Here is a 19,495-nt window from a genome sequence, read left to right on the forward strand (position 1 = left end):
GGTACTACAAAATGTAGTACCCTATCTACATTTCGTAGTACCTCGGTACTTACGAAATGTAGTACCCCCTTCTACATTTCGTAGTACCTCGACGCGCCAGCATAGCGGACCGCGTTACGGCTGTTTGACTCGCGCTATGACTCGGGCTATGGACGAATCGGCCCGGATGCGCAGCGGCAGCGCCGTAATTTCGAACGCCTCGATCCCGAGCAGCCTTTCGACATTAGCCAAATTTTCCAAAATCAGCACGTCGTTCGCGAACAAACAATGATGAACCTCGAACGGATAACGGTCCGGAGACGGCATATCCAACCCGACGATCTTCACCCGCTTGCGCGCGAGCAGCTCCGCGAAAGGAACGGTCAGCACCGGATAGTCGTCGAAGTAGCCCGGTTGCCCGAACAGCCGGCCATGGCCGGTATGTACGATCACGATCGATTCCTCGGGAATGAGCGCCTCATATTCAGGCTTAACGTCGATGACCCGCTCGCCGGCGGCGTCGATTAGACACCCTTGTCCAATGAACCGCTCGACCGGATAATCGTATACGTACGTCGTCGAATCGGTCAAATGCATCGGCCCGTCCATATGCGTGCCGGCATGCATGTTGATCGTCAGCAAGTGGTTATTGTAATGATCGCGCCGCAGCTGGCGGTCATGGACGAGCTTCGTCTCCGCGTCACCCGGATAGACCGGCAGCCCGTGCACGATCGGATGCGTCAAATCAATGATCACGCTTCGCTTCCCCCTCCTCGCCCCGCTTCGGCACGAGCCCCTTCTTGCGGACGAGCTCGACCGCTTCCTTGCTGCTTTTCACGCCGAACTTCTTGAGCATTTTGTTGATCTGGTTCTTCAGCGTGCTCTCCGCCTTGAACAGCTTCTTCTCGATCTGCGTCTGCGTGTAGCCGCTGTCGATCAGCTCGAACACTTCGCGCTCCGCCGAGGTCAAATCCTTCAGCTGCTCCTCCCGCTTCAACCGGCCGAACTCCTTCAGCAGCGCTTCCATCGGAGCGGCGTGGTGATACGCCTTCCGGATCGCCTGCGGGAGCTCTTGGAAGCGCGTCTTCTCGATATAATCGATCGCGCCCGCCGTGAACGATTGCGTCATCGCGCGCTCGTCGCGGACGGAGGTGAGCATCACGATTTTGGCCGGGTGGATCGCATGAATGTCCATCGCCGCGTAGATCCCCTCGTATTCCTTATCCGACAATTGGATGTCCATCAGAACCACGTCGAACGCCATCGTCTTGGCCAGGCGCACCGCTTCTTCAGCCGTGGTCGCGGACCCGATGACGAGTAAGTCCTCTTCGCGGTTCAAGTAGGCGGTCACCGCCTTAATCCAATCGGGATCGTCTTCCACCATCAGTACCCGTATAGGTGTCATGGACGCTCCGCCCCTTCTGCTTCGTCGGCTATCATCTTGCCCAGCGGCAGCACCATTACGGCCGTCGTCCCCCGTCCCGGCTCGCTAGCCAGTTCGATGCGTCCGCCGCTGCGGGCCATGACGTTGTACACATAGGAAAGGCCCAAGCCGTAATTGTCATGCTGGCTCTTCGTTGAATAGAACGGCTCGAATGCGCGGCTTAGCGTTTCGCGGGAAATGCCAGGCCCTGTATCGGACACCGCGAGGCGAACATATTTCTTATCCGTATCCAGTCTGATCGTAATTGTGCCGCCCGCAGGCGTGGCCTCGATGGCATTGCGGATCAGATTGCCGAGCGCTTCCTTCATATGCACGTCGTCGCACGCTACAATCGGCCGTATCCGATAATCGGTATGAAGCGCGATGCCTCTCGCGTCCATCATGGCCATATACCCATCCGCGCAAGCTTGGACCAGCTTGGCCAGCGAGAGAGGCCGCTCTTCCAGGACGATCTCCCTCGTCTGGGCGTGGATTCGCGAGACCATGGCCATCATATGCGACGAAGCGTTCTCGATAATCCGCAGATGATCGTCCGTGCCGCTCGCGCCATCCTGCCCGGGAGGAAGCTCGGCCCGGAGGTTGACGGCGCTGATGGCGATTTTGCCGAGCTCGTTCTTGAGCGCGTGGTTGAGCATGGCCGTCCCCGAGGTAACCGATTTCATCGCGGTGTCCAGCGGATCGCGCTCGAACGTCAGCTTGACCCCGAGCACGCCGTAGAGGAACGTTCCCAGCAGCGCGACCCCGAACGAATAGACGAAAAACACGGAAATATAGCGCATGAATGCGAATTCCGGCCAAATCGTCCGGGCGCCGTAAATGAAGATCAGCACGGCCAATAAGGTCGGCACCATGATCAGGACGAGGATTAACCGGCTTCGCTTCAGCTGCGGCGAGTCCGCCTGCCAGAATGCGCCGAGCAGGAGCGCGCATGCCGCTGCATAATACGGCCCGGCCCAGACGAGCAGCCACCCGTAACGAATGCCGCCTGGATTGAACCAGCCTTCCGCCGCGAAGGTCGCGAGGGCGGGGACGAGCAGCAGCCATCGGGCCACCTTGACCGGCCGCCGCAGCGGTCTCCGCTCTCCGTACAGGCTTGCGAACAACAACACCGTATACGGCGTAAACACGAGATTCGCAACCTGGACGACGCGCGCCAGCCGCTGGTAGCTCGTGTCGGTTAATGCGTCCCCCAAACCGCCCAAGGACGCGCTTATCAGAAATAAAGCGGCCGCTTGGCTAACGGCATGCCGCGGATTGCGAACAATCAAGATTGCGGCCGCTGCCAATAGCGCCGAGGTGTAATACAACATATGGCATCACTCCGGTTAGGCCAAGACCGCCTCGATGAACACCGTCGTGTGGACGGCCAAATCGATCTCCTTGACCTCCATCTCTTCTTTCTCCCCTTTGACGACCCGAATGACCGGACGCCCCGGCAAGCCGCGATGCTGTCTGACCACGACGCCCGTTTCCTTCGTAGACAGCCGCACCGCCATCCCGTTCGGGTAGACGGAGACGATTCGGGTAAACTGGATCAGCACGTCGCGATCGAGCGCCTCGCCGGACAGCGACATCAGCTTCTCGCACGCGTCGTGCGGCAGCAGCCCTTCGCCGTCGAAGGCATTGATCAAATTGTCGTACATATTCGCGACGGCCACGATTTTGGCGTAGAGATGAATGTCTGCGGCCAATAGACCGCGCGGGATTCCCTTGCCGTCGAGCCGCTCGTGATGCTGCAGCGCGACGTGGGCGATGAGAAGGTTGAATTCATGTTTGCTCTTGAGCAGCTCGTACCCTCGCCACGTATGGTGCTGCTTCAGGTCCAGCGCCGGATCCGCTTTCGCGCCGGGCAGCGTCTTGCCGACGTCATGCAGAAGCGCGCCGATCGCCAAATCCTTCAGCTGCAGCGCGTTCAGTCCCATATTCATGCCGATCAGCGTGGACATCATGCACACGTTCAGCGCATGCACATAACGGGCATTGTCTTTGGTCCGGATATCCGTCAGCTGCACGAGCACTTCCTTGTTGTTCATGACGTCTTCCATGATTTGATTGACGCTGGCGCCGATCTTCTTCGTGCTCCATTCCTTGCCGGAGCGGACCGCCTCGAAGGTGTCGTTCATCTCGCGGATGACAGCTTGTTTCGTTCGCTCGCTCAAGACGTCCTCGGTCTCCACGTCCTCGAGCGTTTTGTCCTGGATATAAATCATCGTGACGCCGATCCGATTGAGCGTGTTGATCATAAATACGGTGAGCTGCACGCCGGCCGACAGCATGACCGTACCATTGGCCGAGTAGACCGTTTTCCCCAAATATTGACCCGGTTCAACCTGCTCAATGCTGATATATCTCATCTTGCGTCCTCCGTTCAGTCTTGGCCGTGCTTCTCTTGACCGGCATGGCGTCTGATCCATACCTCTCTATAGTTGACTTTGCCCCAGGCGTTGAGCGCGATTCCTCGAAGCGACGGATCATAGTCCGCCGTCTGGATGCTATGGTACAGAAACAGCAGGCTGCAGGAGCGCTTCAACCGTTCTTCGATCTCGGCGAGCGCCTCCATCCTTCCCGCGAAATCCTTCCGCTGCAGGCAATGGGCAATATGTGCGTCGACCGCCTTCCGGTCGGCTTCCGCCATCAGCGTCCTTACGAAGCTGCGCGGCGAGGTGTATAGCCCAAGCAGCGTCAAATCCGGCTGTTCGCCCATCACTTCACCCGCTACGATCAGGTCGGCGCCGAGCATGACGGCGGCATCGGCCAATCGTTCGATCGGCAGGGCGACAACTTCGGCTTGCACGCCGATCGCGCCGCATGCGCCCTGAATCCAAGCCGCATTCTGTTCGTTGCTGGCCATTGCATATGTGTAAATGCGTATGGTTTCGCCGGCGTAGCCCGATTGTCGGATGAGATCCGCAGCCATCGCGCGGCTGGCCGCCTCATCCTCGCCGTTCCCTTCAGCCTTCGTCAGCTCCGGAAGCCGGAAGCCGTTCGAGACCGAATGCCGGAGTCCGCCCAGCTCCTCGATCATGCGCCTGCGGTCCAGGCCAAGCCGTATTCCCCGTCGAAACCGCTCGTCCCGCGAAATGCCGTCCTTGGCCTGGTTGAAGACAAGATACGCGCTGCCCGCCTCGACTTGACTAAGCGAAGGATGCCAGCCGTGCTTATCGCTCGCTTCGAAATAGAGCAGTTGAGCATCATGCCGCATAATTTCCGATGTTTCGATTCCCTCATAATTCGGCCAAACCCACATTTCGATCCGGTCGATATGCGGACGCCCTTCAAAATAATGATCGTGCGCTTCCAGGACAAGCATCGACTCATCGTTGCGGACGACCCGGAAAGGCCCCGTTCCGACCGGCATGCGCGCGAACTCGCCCGCCCCCGATACGCGATCTGCTTCCTCCGGCACGATCGCGAACTGCTCGGTGCACAGCGCTTCCGGCAGACAGGAGACCGGCTCGCGCAGGTGGATCCGAAAGCTGTACGTTCCGCAAGTTTCCACGTGATATACATACCCGGCCAACCAATGCGCGGGATTCAATCGAAATACGCGCTCGATCGAATGAACCGCGTCGCGGGCGGTTAGAAGCTTCCCGTTGTGGAACCGAATGCCTTTGCGCAAGAAAAACGTCCAACGGCGCCCTTCGTCCTCTTCCTCCCAATAATGGGCAAGCTTCGGCTGTACACTTCGATCCAGCACCCGGAACGCGACGATCGTATCGAAAATCTGTTCGACCCAATGGGCCTCCGTGCGGCGCATGACAAGCGGTGGATCGAGCGCCGGCACAGTCCGGTAGAAAGGAAAGCGCAGCACGTCCTCCACTTCCGGTTCACGGCTGATGCCCAGCTGGCTAACAAGCCAACGGGAGAATGCATAGGACAGTCCGCTGTCGGAGAACCCTTCGATCAGATTTCGAGCTTCCGCCAATCGGCCGTTCACCACCAAGCTCGCCGCTCGCTCCAGTGCGATCTCTCCATGATCGCGCAGCAAGACGAGACGGGACCGATGACCTCTTCCTCTCCCCGCGTGCCAATCGATATATCCCCCGTCCATCAGCCGCTTCAGTATAAACTGCGCGTTGCGGCGCGTGCACCCGAACAGCTCCGTCAGCGCGTCCATCGAGATGTCGAGCGGCTGCTGAACGGGCGCATCGGCGAACTGTTTGCGCAGCATAAAATAATAATCTTCCGTCTCCATGCCACCCGGCTCCGTTTCCCGCAAAAGGCGAAACAATTCCGTATACCCTTCGCTATTTCTTCTTCTTTTAGAAAAGTATACTGGGGATCATAACCAGCGTAAAGAGGAGATTCCCATGAAATCGATATCTACCGGGGCGGCCATGCACGCTCATCCGTAGATTTGGACCGTAACTTCATCCTTCTTCTGGCGGCAGGAGGCATCCAGACGGCCGGCATCAAGATTTATAAGCTGGCGCTGCCGCTCATGCTGTATGACCGAACAGATTCGTCCGTCGCGATGTCGGTTATGTGCGCGGTCGAATTTCTGCCTAATCTATGCCTCGCCGCGTTCATCGGCGTGTGGATCGACCGCGCGAGCAAAAAGCACTGGATGCTCGAGTCTGTCGTCATGCAGAGCATCATGCTGTTCATCATCTATGACGATCTTGCTCGCGGGCTGGGTATCGCGTTGCTTGGGGCCATCCGTCGTTTTCCTTGTTGCGGGGAGCGCCAACATAGCGCTGTTCACGGTTTTCCGGTTCAGCATCATGTGGAAAGAAGAACGTTAAAGAGGAAGCGTTCTTCCTTTTCCCTTCGAACATCGAACAGGCGGCGCTGCCATGCGCCGCCTGCTGCTGCGGAACAGAAGCTGTCCGCTTTCGCCTGTTCGCTCAAGGTTGTTCAGCTATAGTCCCAGTTCTGCTCGTCCGCCGCGTTTTGGACGTCTTCGCCCGTCAGTATCATATAGCCGTACCCTTCTTCCTCATGCTTCTTCCAGGCGCGCTGCTTCATAAACTTCGGGCTGGCTTCTCCGTTCTCTTCATCATAGAAAAGGAGAATGCCGTCCGTCTTGCGCAGCAGCAGCTCGTCGCGCGCTTTCAGCTGCCAGACCCCTTCATAGGGCTGCTTGCTGACGCTCGCGTAATAATCCACCTGTTTCAGTATCCCCCGGTAATAGTCCTGCTTCGCTTCGTTCCACTTCTCTTCCGGATTGAGATAAGCGGCCAATATGGAAAGCTTCAACGCCGGATAACGTTCGCGGAGCGAGATGGCCACTTCGCATGCCCAGAGATCAACGCCGAACTGCCCCGGCGTGATCACCCATTCCAGCCCGTCCTCAATCAACGGCACGAGCTTGTTCTCGATGGCCTTCTTGATGAGCGGAATGCCTTTGTGCTTTTGATCGAAGATGCCCAGCTCATGCGCCCGGTAACCGGTTGCAAGCAAATTTTTCATGCCTAGCTCCTTGCCTCATATGGAGATGAAATTGTAATCGGATTCCCTCAGTTTACCCGGATCGGTCCGGGAATGCAAAAAGAAAAGCCTTGACTGCGCGGCATGAATTTCCGCGAGCCCAGGCTTCTTCATGTATGGATTAATGCGTGTCCGCTTGTTTGCTCTGTGCCAGCTTGACGAGCAAATGCGCCAAAGCGTGACGCTCCTGCTCTTCCCCGACTTTCCACAGCTGCTGAAGCAAGTTCTCCTCGGCGTTGCGAGGTTCTTCATGTTCGGCAAGATACTGAGCGACCTTCTGCGCGGCGACGGCCAACTGCTCTTCGTTCAACCCGATCGCTTCGGCCATCTTGACCCGCTTGCTCAAGTAGGAGCGGAATTGTTCGAAATCCGCGAGAATTTCGTCCTTTTTCGCCGGGTTGATCCGTTCGATCGTTTCCTCGATTTTGCCGGTTTGAAGCTCTCCGTCCTTCAAAATGGCATGGTTACGTGCACACTCATAGTAAGCCTCCACTGACACGTAGTTGTCTCCTTAACTCTAGCCCACACATCTCTACGTGGTTGTCGACGATTGCAGTCCTACACACTCTCCCACAGACTAGTCACGCAGTCTCTAACGATCCGGAACCGTATCACTTATTCCATCTCCTGTGACACCGGACTTATCTCTACACCCCGGCACAACACCCGCACGCGAGCCAGCAAACGACTCACGACAAACGGTCATCAACCGGCGAAAACACAGGTCTGTTCCACCGACCAATATGACACCGTGCGCGGATTTCGACAATTCCGCTCATACTTGACCCTGACTAAAATCGTACCCCTTTGGGGTCACAACCCTACGCCCTCTAACGGCCTACCCGACTACGATCGGGTTTCAACGAAGAGTCAGTTGGCCGTCGCCGCGCAGAAGGTCGCATTCAGTATCTTGCCGAACATGAAGAACTCGCAACGCCGAGGAGAACTTGCCTTCAGAAGCTGTGGGAAAGCGGGACACCAGAGTAGCAGGTGTATGCCGCTTCACAACCACGAGCACTGCTCGCAGTCAGACCACCCCTTTTTTGCTCGATAAATGTCTGCACAGAGCAAACAAGCGGACACGCATTATCCAGTACATGAAGAAGCCTGGGCTGCGGGAATTCTGCCGCGCTCGTCAAGTCTTTTATTTTTGCATTCCTGGACCGATCGGGTAAACTGAGGGGAATCGATTACAATTTCATCTCATATGAGGCAAGGATGCTAGGCATGAAAAATTTGCTGAACCGGTTACCGGGCGCAGAGCTGGGCATCTTCGATCAAAAGCACAAAGGCATTACGCTCATCAAGAAGGCCATCGGAGAAAAAGCTCGTGCCGTTTGTATTTGAGGAAGGGCTGGAATGGGTGATCACGCCGGGCAGTTCGGAGCGTTGATCTCTGGGCATGCGAAGTGGCCATCTCGCTCCGCGAACGTTATCCGGCGTTGAAGTTTCCATATTGCCGCTTATCTCAATCCGGAAGAGAAGTCGAACGAAGCGAAGCAGGACTATTACCCGGGGGATACTGAAACAGGTGGGATTATACGCGAGCGTCATCCAAGCCGCCCTATGAAGGGGGTCTGGCAGCTGAAAAGCGCGCGCGACGAGCTGCTGCTGCGCAAGACGGACGGCATTCTCCTTTTCTATGATGAAGAGAACGGATGAAGCCAGCCACGAAGTTATGAAGCACAGCGCGCCTGGAAGAAGCATGTGAGGAAGAAGGGTACGGCCTAATGATAGATTGAAGGCGGCAGCGTCAAACGCGGCGGACGAGCAGAACTGGGGACATAGCTGAACAACCTTGAGCGAACAGGCGGAAGCGGACAGCTTTCTGTTCCGAGCAGCAGGCGGCGCATGGCAGGCGCCGCCTGTTCGATGTTCGAATGTGAAAAGGAAGAACGCTTCCTCTTTAACGTTCTTCTTTCCACATGATGCTGACCCGGAAAACGTGAACAGCGCTATGTGGCGCTCCCCGCAACAAGGAAAAAAATGTACGGATAGGCCCCAAGCAACGCGATACCCAGCCCGCGAGCAAGATCGTCATAGATGATGAACAGCATGATGCTCTGCATGACGACAGACCGAGGCATCCAGTGCTTTTTGCTCGCGCGGTCGATCCACACGCGAAAACGCGCGAGAATAGATTAGGCAGAAATTCGACCGCGCACATAACCGCGACATCGCGACGACGAATTGTCGGTCATACAGCATGAGCGCAGCGCGCAGCTTATAAATTCGATTGCGACTGTCCGCCGTCTGGATGCCTCCTGCCGCCAGAAGAAGGATGAAGTTACGGGCCAAATCTACGGATGAGCGTGCATGGGCCCGCCCCGGTAGATATCGATTTCATGGGAATCTCTCTTTACCGCTGTATGTCCCCAGTATACTTTTCTAAAAGAAGAAGAAATAGCGAAGGGTATACGGAATTGTTTTCGTCCTTTTGCGGGAAAACGGAGCCGGGTGGCATGGAGACGGAAGTATTATTATTTATGCTGCGCAAACAGTTCGCTTAGCATGCGCCCGTTCAGCAGCCGCTCGACATCTCGATGGACGCGCTGACGGAGCTTGTTCGGGTGCACGCGCCGCAAACGCGCAGTTTATACTGAAGCGGCTGATGGACGGGGGATATATCGATTGGCACGCGGGAGAAGGAAGAGGTCATCGGTCCGTCTCGTCTTGTGGCGCGATCATGGAGAGATCGCACTGGAGGCCGAGCGGCGAGCTTGGGTGAACGGCCGATTGGCGGAAGCTCGAAATCTGATCGAAGGTCTCCGACAGTGGACTGTTCCTATGCATTCTCCCGTTGGCTTGTTAGCCAGCCTGGGGCATCAGCGTGAACCGGAAGTTTGGAGGACACGTTGCTGCGCTTTCCTTTCTACCGGACTGTGCCGGCGCTCGATCCACCGCTTGTCATGCGCCGCACGGAGGCCCATTGGGTTTAGACAGATTTTCGATACGTCGTCGCGTCCGGGTGCTGGATCGAAGTGTACAGCCGAAGCTTGCCCATTTTGGCGAGGAAGAGGACGAAGGGCGCCGTTGGACGGTTTTTCTTGCGCAAAGCATTCGGTTCCACAACGGGAAGCTTCTAACCGCCCGCGACGCGTTCATTCGATCGAGCGCGAGTTCGATTGAATCCCGCGCATTGGTTGCCGGGTATGTATATCACGTGGAACTTGCGGAAAGTACAGCTTTCGGATCACCTGCGCGAGCCGTGTCTCCTGTCTGCCGGAAGCGCTGTGCACGCAGAGTTCGCGATGATCGTGCCGGAGGAAGCAGATCGCTGTATCGGGGGCGGGCGAGTTCGCGCGCATTGCCGGTCGGAACGGGCCTTTCCGGGTCGTCCGCAACGATGAGCGACTGCTTTCCCAGTCCCCGGGAAGCGCACGCTCAATTCCGATTTTGAAGGGACAGCTCGCATATCGACGGATCGTACAATGTGGGTTTGGCGAATTATGAGGGACACCTTCGAAACATCGGAAATTATGCGGCATGACTGCCAACTGCTCTATCGAGCGAGCGATACGTCACGGCTGCATACCTTCGCTTGAGTCAGTCGAGGGCGGCGCAGCGCGTGATCTTGTCTTCACCAGCGCCAAGGACCGCATTATCGCGGGACGACGCGCGCCTTTCGACGGCACAGTACGGCTTGGCCTGCGACCGCAGGCGGCATGATCGAGGAGCTGAGGCGGACTCCGGCATTCGGTCTCGACACGGCTTCCGGCTTCCGGAGCTGACGAAGGCTGAAGGAAACACGACGTGCGGCGGTCTGTGGTGGAGGTAATGAGGCACGGCCAGCCGCTGCGATGAGCTGCGCGATCTCATCCGACTCAATTCACCGGGAGCTACGCCGGGCGTCGATAACACCATACGCATTACACATATGCAATGGCCAGCAACGACAGAATGCGGCCTTGGTCTTCAGGGCGCATCCGGCGCACTGCATCGGCGTGCAATCGCCGCACAGTGTGTCAGCCTCTGCCACTGCTCACCGCAACCGAGTGGGCGCGATCGGCCGCCGTCCGATTCAGCTCGGCGCCGACCTGATCGTAGCGGTGGTGACAGTGTATGGGCGAACCAGCCGGCATTTGCCGCTGTCTTGCGCTATACACATCGCCGCTACGGCAGCTTCGTAAGGGCGCATGATGCGCGAAGCCGCACTCCGACGGGCGGTCGACGCACTCATTGGCCATTGCTGCAGCGGAAGGACTTTCGCGGGAAGGATGGAGGCACGCCGCCGAGACTAGAAGAACGGTGAGCGCTGCGTGCAGCCTGCGTTTCTGTACCATAGCATCCAGCAGGACGGAGACTATGATCCTGTCGCAGTCGAGGAATCGCGCTCAACGCCTGGGGCAAAGTCAACTATAGACACGAGGTATGGCATCAGACGCCAGCCGGTCAATGAGAAGCACGGCCAAGACTGTGAACGAGGACCGCAAGCTGAGTGATTATATCAGTCATTGAGCACGGTTGAGAGACGGGTTCAAGAGTTGGGGAACACGGTCTACTCGGCCTAATGGTACGGTCTATGCTGTCGGCCGGCGTGCCACGCTCACCGTATTTATGATCAACACGCTCAATCGGATCGGCGTCACGATGATTGATATCCAGCGGACAAACGCTCGAGGAGTGGAGACGTAGGACGTCTTGACGACGATGCGAACGAAACAGCTGTCATCCGCGAGATGATACGTATACACCTTCGAGGCGGTCCGCTCCGCAAGAATGGAGCACGTAAGCAATGATCGGCACGACCAGCGTCAATCACAAATCATGGAGACGTCAGATGAACAGACAAGGAAGTGCTCTCGATGCAGCGACGGATATCCGGACCCAAAGGACATGCCGTATGTGCATGCGCTGAACGTGTGCATGATGTCACGCGTGATCGGCGAGGTGAAGTGGGACTGATCGCGTCTGCCAGCTGACGGCATCTTGGCGATCGGCGCGCTTCTGCATGACGCTCGGCCAAGACGCGTGCACGGCGCGATAAGACCGGTATCGACGTCCCCGCTGCGTGACCTGAAGCTAGCACTCAGTACGATCGCTGGCGACGGGTACACGAGCTGACTCAACGAGCAACATGACTAGTCAAATCTCTTCTCATCACGCCCACGTCGCATCGCGTGGCTGCAGCATCATCGAGCTGGCTCGACGGTACAAGGGATCCTGGCGCGCACAGGGTCTATGCGGCCGCAGATCATTCATCTCTACGCCAAAACTCGTGGTACATCGTCGCGAATGACCTTCGTACGACAATTGTGATCAATGCCTCGACGTCGAAGGCTGCTGCCGCACGACGCAGTGCGCACGAGTAAGCTGATGTCGCTGTCCGCGAGGCGCTCGATCGCGACGTGCGGATCAGTTTAACCGAATCGTCTCACACGTCTGACCCTGAACGGGATGGTCGTGCGGCTGTCCTACGAAGGAAACGGCGTCGTGGTCAGACAGCCATCGCGGCATGTGCGGGGCGCTCCGGTCATTCGGTCGTCAAAGGGGAGAAAGAAGATGATGAGGGCAAGGAGATCGACTTGGCCGTCCACACGACGGTGTTCATCGAGGCGGTCTTGGCCTAACCGGAGTGATGCCATATGTTGTATTACACCTCGGCGCTATTGGCAGCGGCCGCAATCTTGATTGTTCGCAATCCGCGGCATGCCGTTAGCCAAGCGGCCGCTTTATTTCTGATAAGCGCGTCCTGGGCGGTTTGGGGGACGCATTAACCGACACGAGCTACCAGCGGCTGGCGCGCGTCGTCCAGGTTGCGAATCTCGTGTTTACGCCGTATACGGTGTTGTTGTTCGCAAGCCTGTACGGAGAGCGGAGACCGCTGCGGCGGCCGGTCAAGGTGGCCCGATGGCTGCTGCTCGTCCCCGCCCTCGCGACCTTCGCGGCGGAAGGCTGGTTCAATCCAGGCGGCATTCGTTACGGGTGGCTGCTCGTCTGGGCCGGGCCGTATTATGCAGCGGCATGCGCGCTCCTGCTCGGCGCATTCTGGCAGGCGGACTCGCCGCAGCTGAAGCGAAGCCGGTTAATCCTCGTCCTGATCATGGTGCCGACCTTATTGGCCGTGCTGATCTTCATTTACGGCGCCCGGACGATTTGGCCGGAATTCGCATTCATGCGCTATATTTCCGTGTTTTTCGTCTATTCGTTCGGGGTCGCGCTGCTGGGAACGTTCCTCTACGGCGTGCTCGGGGTCAAGCTGACGTTCGAGCGCGATCCGCTGGACACCGCGATGAAATCGGTTACCTCGGGGACGGCCATGCTCAACCACGCGCTCAAGAACGAGCTCGGCAAAATCGCCATCAGCGCCGTCAACCTCCGGGCCGAGCTTCCTCCCGGGCAGGATGGCGCGAGCGGCACGGACGATCATCTGCGGATTATCGAGAACGCTTCGTCGCATATGATGGCCATGGTCTCGCGAATCCACGCCCAGACGAGGGAGATCGTCCTGGAAGAGCGGCCTCTCTCGCTGGCCAAGCTGGTCCAAGCTTGCGCGGATGGGTATATGGCCATGATGGACGCGAGAGGCATCGCGCTTCATACCGATTATCGGATACGGCCGATTGTAGCGTGCGACGACGTGCATATGAAGGAAGCGCTCGGCAATCTGATCCGCAATGCCATCGAGGCCACGCCTGCGGGCGGCACAATTACGATCAGACTGGATACGGATAAGAAATATGTTCGCCTCGCGGTGTCCGATACAGGGCCTGGCATTTCCCGCGAAACGCTAAGCCGCGCATTCGAGCCGTTCTATTCAACGAAGAGCCAGCATGACAATTACGGCTTGGGCCTTTCCTATGTGTACAACGTCATGGCCCGCAGCGGCGGACGCATCGAACTGGCTAGCGAGCCGGGACGGGGGACGACGGCCGTAATGGTGCTGCCGCTGGGCAAGATGATAGCCGACGAAGCAGAAGGGGCGGAGCGTCCATGACACCTATACGGGTACTGATGGTGGAAGACGATCCCGATTGGATTAAGGCGGTGACCGCCTACTTGAACCGCGAAGAGGACTTACTCGTCATCGGGTCCGCGACCACGGCTGAAGAAGCGGTGCGCCTGGCCAAGACGATGGCGTTCGACGTGGTTCTGATGGACATCCAATTGTCGGATAAGGAATACGAGGGGATCTACGCGGCGATGGACATTCATGCGATCCACCCGGCCAAAATCGTGATGCTCACCTCCGTCCGCGACGAGCGCGCGATGACGCAATCGTTCACGGCGGGCGCGATCGATTATATCGAGAAGACGCGCTTCCAAGAGCTCCCGCAGGCGATCCGGAAGGCGTATCACCACGCCGCTCCGATGGAAGCGCTGCTGAAGGAGTTCGGCCGGTTGAAGCGGGAGGAGCAGCTGAAGGATTTGACCTCGGCGGAGCGCGAAGTGTTCGAGCTGATCGACAGCGGCTACACGCAGACGCAGATCGAGAAGAAGCTGTTCAAGGCGGAGAGCACGCTGAAGAACCAGATCAACAAAATGCTCAAGAAGTTCGGCGTGAAAAGCAGCAAGGAAGCGGTCGAGCTCGTCCGCAAGAAGGGGCTCGTGCCGAAGCGGGGCGAGGAGGGGGAAGCGAAGCGTGATCATTGATTTGACGCATCCGATCGTGCACGGGCTGCCGGTCTATCCGGGTGACGCGGAGACGAAGCTCGTCCATGACCGCCAGCTGCGGCGCGATCATTACAATAACCACTTGCTGACGATCAACATGCATGCCGGCACGCATATGGACGGGCCGATGCATTTGACCGATTCGACGACGTACGTATACGATTATCCGGTCGAGCGGTTCATTGGACAAGGGTGTCTAATCGACGCCGCCGGCGAGCGGGTCATCGACGTTAAGCCTGAATATGAGGCGCTCATTCCCGAGGAATCGATCGTGATCGTACATACCGGCCATGGCCGGCTGTTCGGGCAACCGGGCTACTTCGACGACTATCCGGTGCTGACCGTTCCTTTCGCGGAGCTGCTCGCGCGCAAGCGGGTGAAGATCGTCGGGTTGGATATGCCGTCTCCGGACCGTTATCCGTTCGAGGTTCATCATTGTTTGTTCGCGAACGACGTGCTGATTTTGGAAAATTTGGCTAATGTCGAAAGGCTGCTCGGGATCGAGGCGTTCGAAATTACGGCGCTGCCGCTGCGCATCCGGGCCGATTCGTCCATAGCCCGAGTCATAGCGCGAGTCAAACAGCCGTAACGCGGTCCGCTATGCTGGCGCGTCGAGGTACTACGAAATGTAGAAGGGGGTACTACATTTCGTAAGTACCGAGGTACTACGAAATGTAGATAGGGTACTACATTTTGTAGTACCTTTCTTCATTTCCTCCCTCGAAAGTTAGAACTAACGCGCGGCACCAGGCAGGCTTACAATAAATTCGTAAAGAGGAGGCAGACAGCGATGGGCACCAACGGCCAAACCAATGTGGCGGCAGAGTATACCGACATCATGCTGATCGACGGCGAATGCGCGCTGTGCCATGGCATTACGCGGTTCGTCATTGCGCGCGATCCCGCCAAGCGGTTTCGATTCGTGGCGCTGCAATCGCCCGCCGGCATCGGGCTGCTCAGACGGCATGGATTGCCGGAAGGCGACATGGACACGTTCGTGCTCATCGACGGGGGGCGAGCCTATGTCAAGTCCGAGGCGGCGCTGTGGGTGCTGCGCAAGCTGGGCGGGGGATGGCGGATGCTCGCGATGTTGATGGTCGTCCCATCCTTCATCCGGGATTGGGCGTACGACCGCATCGCGGGCAGCCGTTACCGGCTGTTCGGACGGAGCGAAGTCTGTCTGCTTCCTACACCGGATATTGTAAGCCGGTTCGCGCCGGCGGAAGAGGGAGCGGATGGGAACGATGAAGAGGGCAAAGCCGATTTACGTTGAACTGGACATGAAGACGGACATGGACCACCTTTGGGCGCATACCCAGCAGCCGGATAAACACGAGCAATGGGACCTCCGTTTCTCGGAAATACGCTATTTGCCGAAAACAAGCCCGGGCGCACAGCATTTTCGCTACATGACGCGCATCGGTTTCGGCCTTCGCATCGAAGGGTCGGGGGAGACGAAGGAACGGTTCGATGTCCGCACGGGCGAGCGGGTGTCGACGCTGCGATTCGGCTCGGAACAACGCGCTTCGCTGATTCGGGAAGGCCGAGGCTATTGGAAATATGTGCCGCAGGACGGGCGTATCGTATTCCTGACCCAATATGATTACGACACGCGGTTCGGTTCGGCGGGAAAAATATTCGACCGTTACGTTTTCCGCCCGCTTATGGGCTACGCGACGGCTTGGAGCTTCGATGCGCTGCGAATCTGGCTGGAGAGAGGCATCGTGCCGGCAATCACGATCGAACGGGCGCTCATTCATTATGGCTCCGTGATGCTGCTCGCAGCGCTGTGGACCTATGAAGGGCTGGTGCCGAAGCTGCTGATGCCGGGAGGCGGCGAATTGGAATTGATGCTGCAAACCGGATGGTTCCCTGGTCGCGAGACGAACGTGCTGACGTGGATGGGCATTGCCGAGATCGGGATGGCGGCAGCCGTCTTCGTTTTCCATCGGCATAAACGGTTGTTCGCGGCGCAAGGCTTACTGCTCGGCATGCTCGCGGCGGCGGCATTCGTCGCGAATCCGGAGCTGCTGGCCGCTCCCTTTAACCCGCTGACGCTCAGTCTGCCGATGATCGGGCTCGGTTGGGTCGCTTCGCGAACCGCGAATAATCTGCCGCAGGCAGGTCGATGCCGCCGCAGACCGGTGAGACGCGCCGAGAGGAAGGTGGATGGTCATGGCGTCCATCTATGAACAGGCGCTCGGCGCGGAATTCCGTAAGCTGCATCCTCGCATCCAAGAGCGGTTCGGCTTCGGCAGCCGCGACAGGGTCGCTTCGATCGGCCATGGAACAATGGAGCAGGTCTGGTATGCAAAATGGGCGGTTGCCCCATTGCTGCTGGGCGCGACCCGACACATTATGTTCCCGCAGGGCGGACGCGACATCCCGTTCAACATCCGCAATTATGCGTACGTAGACAGCTTCGGACGCGAAACGGTCACTTGGCTGCGCGCCTTCCGGTTCCCAGGGGCCATCCGCAAGTTCGACGCCACGATGATTTACAGCGAGAAGCGATCGCGAATCGTCGATTATTTGGGCAGCAAGCAGCATTTGGCCGTGGATTTGGAGCTGTCGGCCGAGCCGAACGGGGGGCTGCGCATCCGTTCTTCCGATCAGCGTTTTTATGAGCGATGGCTGCGGTTTCCGTTCCCTCGAACATTGACCGGCACCGCGGATGTGTGCGAGTGGTATGACGACGAAGCGGGCTGCTTCCAAATCCGCGTGCAGGTGGTCAACCCGATGGCCGGTCCGGTATTTCGCTACAGCGGGACGTTTCAAGCAGCATTCGTCTCGGTGGCGCCGCATGACATTCCGCTTGATGCGAAGCCGCTGCGAGAAGAGGCGCGAGAGTAGACGTGCTTTGTAGGTGGCGTTACCGTGTGCAGAAGCGGATAATAGTAAAAGAATGGTTACCGTATGGCATCGGCGGCGTAGTATTACTTACTAACGCGGATGCGAGGTGATGCAAGTGGAAGGATTCGGTTTGTTCGGGTTAGGCTTATTATTCTTCAGTTTCCTGTTATTCATTATTCATATTATGGTGTGCGTATGGGCGTTCAAGGATGCGCGCAGAAAAGGCAGAAGTCCGGAATTCGCGCTGCTCGTCCTGCTGGCGATTTTATTTTTCCCGATTCTCGGTTTAATCGTGTATGTGCTGATACGCGAAATGTAACACGTACGCCGATCCTTTCTTTCCCGATTTTCTTCGGCTGCAGACGCAAAGAAAACCGGGAAAGGTGGAATGCTATACCGGGCGAGTAATCGCATTCCAACGTCGAAAGGAGACGGCAGGCGATGAGCAAAAAGAACAAAAACGCGTCACAGCTGGAGGGAACCGAGCTGACGCGCGAGCAATTCGAGGACGTGTACAACGCCGGGACAAGCGACGGGATCCAGCAGCTGGCGGACGGCGAAATGAAGATCGAGAACGAAGGCTACGAAAAATAGGAAGCACGCGAAAGGAGCCCGGGCGGAGGGGCTCCTTTTTCTTCGGCGTAAGCATGTCTACAGCAACGAACGCCAACTGCCGAATCGTCGTTGCAGCCTTCACTTTGGACAGCCGAATACCGACAAATAGGTAGAGGTCTATTTAGCTGCAAATGAAGGGGTAATCAGGGATGAAGAAGCACAATCCATGGCGAAGCGGCTTGCTGATTCTCGGGGCGTCCGCGCTGCTCGCGGGCGGCGGCGTAACCGGAACGGGAGCGAGTGCGTCGATCGCGTCGGCTGATACGGCCGCAATCGAGACAAGGCTGTCTTACCCGTCCGCTACGGTAACGACGGCGGCGAATAGCCGCGTGCCGCTCGAGGATCGGCTGATCGCGCCAGCATCGGCCGTTATTGCGTACGCGTCGGGGAATCCGTCGATCGCGAAGGTGAACGAGAAAGGCGTCCTCCTGCCGGTGTCGGTAGGACGAACGACGGTTACCGTGAAGGCGTTCACGGACGCGAGCGTGGCGACCTTGTCGCTTCCGGTCGTCATTACCGCGGCGAAGCCGCTTGCCGTCAAGCCGTCGTACGCGGTACGCTCGGTGAAGGCCGGCGGCCGGACGTTCTCGGTTCGCACGGTGACAGTGCCGAAAGGAACGCCGGTGACGGCGGGGCTGGCGTCGCGTCAAGTGGGCCGCGCGCAAAGCTTGACGGCCATCGCCGCCGCTTATCGGGCGGATACGGCGATCAACGGGACGTTCTTCGAGGCGTACAACGGTGTGCCCGATCCGTACGGCAACGTGATCAGCAACGGCATTCCGGCCCACATCGGCAACACGGGCACGACGATCGGATTCAGATGGGACGGCACGGCGGTTATGGATACACTGCGCCTGGGCATCGCCGGATCGGTCGCGAACGAGAAGGGGCCGAAGAGCTGGTATGCATACTTCCTAAACCGGACGCCGGTGTCGGACACGACGGCAACGCTGTTCACACCGGCGAGAGGAAGCCGGATCGGCTTCGCGGCGGAGACGGCGGTTGTCGTGCAGAATGGCACGGTAGCCCGCATTGCCCGCGGCGAGAACGTCGCGATTCCGTCTGGCGGCTTCGTCCTCGTCTTCGAGGGGAACGAGAGCGGTCAAGCGGCACGCTTCCAAGTCGGCGCGAAGGTGGATTATACGTTCACGTACCGCAGCGACGCCGGCAAGGAGCTGGATTGGTCCGATGTGCATACGGCGATCGGAGCAGGCCCGCGGCTGGTGAAGAATGGCCAAGTCGCGGTCAATCCGGCGGCGGAAGGGTTCAAGGATCCGAAAATCCTTACCGGGGGCGGCGCGCGCAGCGGAATCGCCGTCCTGAAGAACGGCTCGGTCATGCTGGCCACCGTGCCGGGCGCGACGATGAAGCAGTGGGCGCTCATCATGCAGCAGCTTGGCGCTGTGCAGGCCATGAATTTGGACGGGGGCGCTTCTTCGGGGCTCCTGTCCGGCGGGAAGACGGTCACGACGCCAGGCCGGGCGTTAAGCAATGCGCTTTTGTTCGGGTCCAATTTGAAGTGGTAAATCGTACGCGAGGCAGCGGAGGCAGGGAGACCTG

Annotated in this window: 18 protein-coding genes and 1 pseudogene; 11 read left to right on the plus strand and 8 right to left on the minus strand. The window is 58.2% G+C overall.

From position 1 onward, the window contains the following. Window positions 1-114: 114 nt before the first annotated feature. The 5 genes from ACFSKT_RS00130 to ACFSKT_RS00150 are packed head-to-tail and all read right to left on the minus strand — an operon-like array spanning window position 115 to window position 5,618. Complete coding sequence (locus ACFSKT_RS00130) at window positions 115-735, minus strand: cyclase family protein (protein WP_377719786.1); 621 nt, start codon at window positions 733-735, stop codon at window positions 115-117. Continuing rightward, on the minus strand, window positions 725-1,384 hold the full coding sequence (locus tag ACFSKT_RS00135; protein ID WP_377719785.1) for a response regulator: 660 nt from the start codon (window positions 1,382-1,384) through the stop codon (window positions 725-727). The genes ACFSKT_RS00130 and ACFSKT_RS00135 overlap by 11 nt, the downstream gene beginning before the upstream one ends. Further along, window positions 1,381-2,733: a sensor histidine kinase gene (locus ACFSKT_RS00140; RefSeq protein ID WP_377719784.1), complete on the minus strand. Its 1,353-nt coding sequence runs from the start codon at window positions 2,731-2,733 to the stop codon at window positions 1,381-1,383. Before ACFSKT_RS00140 ends, ACFSKT_RS00135 begins: the two co-directional genes overlap by 4 nt. 15 nt (window positions 2,734-2,748) lie before the next feature. Further along, entirely contained in the window at window positions 2,749-3,777 is a 1,029-nt protein-coding gene (locus ACFSKT_RS00145; RefSeq protein ID WP_377719783.1) for an HD-GYP domain-containing protein, read from the minus strand. A 14-nt stretch (window positions 3,778-3,791) separates the two neighbouring features. Beyond that, window positions 3,792-5,618, minus strand: a complete 1,827-nt coding sequence (locus tag ACFSKT_RS00150) for an ABC transporter substrate-binding protein (RefSeq protein ID WP_377719782.1) — start codon at window positions 5,616-5,618, stop codon at window positions 3,792-3,794. Window positions 5,619-5,780: 162 nt separating this feature from the next. Here ACFSKT_RS00150 and ACFSKT_RS00155 point away from each other — a divergent pair, with 162 nt between their 5' ends. Continuing rightward, window positions 5,781-6,290 (plus strand): MFS transporter, encoded by a 510-nt coding sequence (locus tag ACFSKT_RS00155; protein ID WP_377719781.1) that lies wholly within the window; start codon window positions 5,781-5,783, stop codon window positions 6,288-6,290. Here ACFSKT_RS00155 and ACFSKT_RS00160 read toward each other — a convergent pair. Then, window positions 6,281-6,835: an SLOG family protein gene (locus ACFSKT_RS00160; RefSeq protein WP_377719780.1), complete on the minus strand. Its 555-nt coding sequence runs from the start codon at window positions 6,833-6,835 to the stop codon at window positions 6,281-6,283. The genes ACFSKT_RS00155 and ACFSKT_RS00160 overlap by 10 nt on opposite strands. Window positions 6,836-6,974: 139 nt before the next feature. Beyond that, entirely contained in the window at window positions 6,975-7,352 is a 378-nt protein-coding gene (locus tag ACFSKT_RS00165; protein WP_377776286.1) for a DUF3243 domain-containing protein, read from the minus strand. Between the two features lie 1,938 nt (window positions 7,353-9,290). Between ACFSKT_RS00165 and ACFSKT_RS00170 the strand changes: the two genes are divergently transcribed. Then, the gene (locus ACFSKT_RS00170; protein WP_377776287.1) at window positions 9,291-9,581 is read left to right on the plus strand and encodes an SgrR family transcriptional regulator; all 291 of its coding nucleotides are present in this window, start codon (window positions 9,291-9,293) and stop codon (window positions 9,579-9,581) included. A 207-nt stretch (window positions 9,582-9,788) separates the two neighbouring features. Here the strand turns inward: ACFSKT_RS00170 and ACFSKT_RS00175 are convergent, their stop codons facing one another. Next, complete coding sequence (locus tag ACFSKT_RS00175; protein WP_377776288.1) at window positions 9,789-9,923, minus strand: hypothetical protein; 135 nt, start codon at window positions 9,921-9,923, stop codon at window positions 9,789-9,791. Between the two features lie 2,631 nt (window positions 9,924-12,554). On the opposite strand from ACFSKT_RS00175, the gene ACFSKT_RS00180 reads away from it, so the two are divergent. The 9 genes and pseudogenes from ACFSKT_RS00180 (at window position 12,555) to ACFSKT_RS00220 (ending at window position 19,461) form a co-directional block, all read left to right on the plus strand. Next, window positions 12,555-13,790, plus strand: coding sequence for a sensor histidine kinase (locus tag ACFSKT_RS00180; protein WP_377776289.1), 1,236 nt, complete (start codon window positions 12,555-12,557; stop codon window positions 13,788-13,790). After that, a complete protein-coding gene (locus tag ACFSKT_RS00185) occupies window positions 13,787-14,446 on the plus strand; it encodes a response regulator (protein WP_377719785.1) in 660 nt (219 codons plus the stop codon). Before ACFSKT_RS00180 ends, ACFSKT_RS00185 begins: the two co-directional genes overlap by 4 nt. Further along, window positions 14,436-15,056 (plus strand): cyclase family protein, encoded by a 621-nt coding sequence (locus tag ACFSKT_RS00190; RefSeq protein ID WP_377719786.1) that lies wholly within the window; start codon window positions 14,436-14,438, stop codon window positions 15,054-15,056. The genes ACFSKT_RS00185 and ACFSKT_RS00190 overlap by 11 nt, the downstream gene beginning before the upstream one ends. Window positions 15,057-15,257: 201 nt before the next feature. Beyond that, window positions 15,258-15,740 carry a thiol-disulfide oxidoreductase DCC family protein gene (locus ACFSKT_RS00195; RefSeq protein ID WP_377719787.1) on the plus strand — a complete coding sequence of 161 codons (483 nt, stop codon included), beginning with the start codon at window positions 15,258-15,260 and terminating at the stop codon, window positions 15,738-15,740. Then, window positions 15,712-16,659 (plus strand): DoxX-like family protein, encoded by a 948-nt coding sequence (locus ACFSKT_RS00200; RefSeq protein WP_377719788.1) that lies wholly within the window; start codon window positions 15,712-15,714, stop codon window positions 16,657-16,659. Before ACFSKT_RS00195 ends, ACFSKT_RS00200 begins: the two co-directional genes overlap by 29 nt. After that, window positions 16,643-17,320: a DUF4166 domain-containing protein gene (locus ACFSKT_RS00205; RefSeq protein WP_377719789.1), complete on the plus strand. Its 678-nt coding sequence runs from the start codon at window positions 16,643-16,645 to the stop codon at window positions 17,318-17,320. The genes ACFSKT_RS00200 and ACFSKT_RS00205 overlap by 17 nt, the downstream gene beginning before the upstream one ends. A gap of 109 nt (window positions 17,321-17,429) precedes the next feature. Further along, complete coding sequence (locus ACFSKT_RS00210) at window positions 17,430-17,639, plus strand: PLDc N-terminal domain-containing protein (protein WP_377719790.1); 210 nt, start codon at window positions 17,430-17,432, stop codon at window positions 17,637-17,639. 107 nt (window positions 17,640-17,746) lie between these two features. Then, window positions 17,747-17,914: pseudogene (locus ACFSKT_RS00215) on the plus strand (DUF4025 domain-containing protein); the annotation flags it as partial. 170 nt (window positions 17,915-18,084) lie between these two features. Then, window positions 18,085-19,461, plus strand: a complete 1,377-nt coding sequence (locus ACFSKT_RS00220) for a phosphodiester glycosidase family protein (protein ID WP_377719791.1) — start codon at window positions 18,085-18,087, stop codon at window positions 19,459-19,461. The last annotated feature ends 34 nt before the right edge of the window (window positions 19,462-19,495 follow it).

The sequence above is a fragment of the Paenibacillus xanthanilyticus genome, from assembly GCF_042682185.1.
Lineage (GTDB): Bacteria > Bacillota > Bacilli > Paenibacillales > Paenibacillaceae > Paenibacillus_Z > Paenibacillus_Z xanthanilyticus.